The sequence below is a fragment of the Micromonospora sp. NPDC003776 genome (assembly GCF_053605645.1).
The window spans coordinates 1-1977 of sequence record NZ_JBSGJR010000855.1; the positions used below are offsets into that span (position 1 = coordinate 1).

Consider the following 1977-nt stretch of genomic DNA (forward strand, 5'->3'; position numbering starts at 1 on the left):
CTCACCGTGGAGGCCCCGGCCGTCGCGGCTCAGCAGGCGGTGCCGTTGAGCTTCACCGAGGCGGGCGCGGAGGCCGCGCCGTTGGCGGTGAAGCCGATGGTCACCGAGGCGCCCGGCGCGAGCGTCTTCGCCCAGTCCGGAGCGGCCGCGGTGACCGTGGTGCCGGACTGCGTCACGGTGGCGTTCCAGCCGCTGGCCAGGGTCACCCCGGACGGCCAGGTCCAGCTCGCCGACCACGGGTTCAGCGTGGCGGTCCCGGCGTTCTTCACGGTCAGCTCGCCCTGGAACCCGCCCGCCCACGCGTTGACCTGCTTGTACGTGGCCGTGCAGCCGCCCGTCGGGGCGGGTGTGGTCGGCGCGGGCGTGGTCGGCGTCGGCGACGTGTTCGGGGTGCCGGTCGGCGACGGGCTGGTGGTGCCGCCGCCACCCACCGGCGGGATCAGGTACGGCTGGAGGATGTCCTGCTTGGCCTGGTTGATCGTGGTCCAGTCGTCGTTCGCGATGCCGCCGGTGTCACCCGAGTTCGGGTTCCACGACCAGTAGGTGAACGACATCCCGTTCACCCCGGTCCCGGTGGACGCCATCAGATTCTGCAGCCAGACCTTGTCCTTCGGGTCCTGCAGGGTGGTGCCGAACTCGCCCATCATGATCGGCGCGATGTTCTGCTTGTAGAGGTAGCCCCAGTACTTGTCCCAGATCCCCGGCATGTTCGCCGGGTACGTCGGGTCGTCGAACCAGGCCTGGTGGTAGACCGAGGTCGCGTACTCGTGCGGCGAGTAGACCAGCCGGTTGGCCACGTTCAGCCGGACCGGGTACTGGCCGGCCTTGGAGAGGTTGCCGCCCCACCAGCCGCAGTCCTCGTCGTTGCTGGGGTCGTTGTCCCAGACGTTCGACAGGCCGCCGCTGGGGCAGCTCACCCCCTCCACGAAGATCAGCCAGTTCGGCTGCACCCCGAGGATCGCGTTGCCGGCCCGCTCGGCCGCCAGCCGCCAGTCCCGGGTGGTGTCGCCGCAGCCCCAGCAGGCCCCGGTGGCCGCCGGGTTGGTGCCCTCGGCGTGCGGCTCGTTGTGCAGGTCCGCCCCGATCACCGTGGGGTTGTTCGCGTACCGCTGGGCGAGGGTCTTCCAGTCGTTGATCCAGGTCGCCTCGGAGACGGTCGAGGTGTACCAGAGCGGCGACTGCCCGGCCGAGGTGGGCCGGTGCCGGTCCAGGATGACCCGCATTCCCTTGCTGCCCGCGTAGTCGATCACCTTGTCGAGGATCTGCAGCGGGGAGAGCCCGACCAGGTCCGGGTTGACGAAGTCGTTGATCCCGGTGGCCGTCGCCCCCGGCTTCAGCGCGTCGTTCGAGTACGGGATGCGCAGCGTGTTGTAGCCCAGCCGGGCCATCGTGTCGAGCTGGCTGCGCCACGGATTGCTCGACCACAGACCGTGGAAGGTCTTGTTGTCGGTCTCCATGCCGAACCAGTTGATGCCGGTGAGCCGGACCGTGGCTCCCGTACTGTCGACGATCTTGTTGCCGTTGGTGTGCAGGTAGCCGGTGCCGGTCCCGCCGGTCGCGGCGGCGGCCGGGGTGGTGCTGACGGCGGCGGCGACGAGGACGCCGGCCGCGGCGGTGGCGAGCGCGGCGAGCGCGCCGCCGAGGGCGGTGGGTCGGTGCATGCTTGCTCCACTTCGGATGCCCGCGGCGGGCGGCCGCCGCGGACGGTGAGACCAGGGGGGACGGCCCGCTCGTCATCGAGTACGCGGACAGCGCGCGCCGGGCCGGTCACGTGGACGGCCGCTCGCGGGGGGAGCACCGGCGTTCTCCGACGGCGGGATCAGCCGTCGGTGCCCTCGTGCCGGTGTCGGAACCTGGCTCCGCCGCCCATTCTGATCAGCCCACCTCGATGCGTCAACAATCCGCGCGCGCCCGGCACCGGGACACCGCTTTCCTCCCGTCCCCGCGGCCCGCCCGTCCCCGCGGCCCGCCCGTCCC

General features: G+C 71.6%; 1 protein-coding gene. It reads right to left on the bottom strand.

The features are described from left to right. Window positions 1-29: 29 nt before the first annotated feature. Complete coding sequence (locus ACWEVO_RS35745; RefSeq protein WP_452311820.1) at window positions 30-1661, bottom strand: cellulase family glycosylhydrolase; 1632 nt, start codon at window positions 1659-1661, stop codon at window positions 30-32. Window positions 1662-1977 lie beyond the last annotated feature (316 nt).

Coding starts and splice junctions, on each gene's coding strand:
- ACWEVO_RS35745 (WP_452311820.1), bottom strand. CDS start 1,661: ATGCACCGACCCACCGCCCTCGGCGGCGCGCTCGCCGCGCTCGCCACC.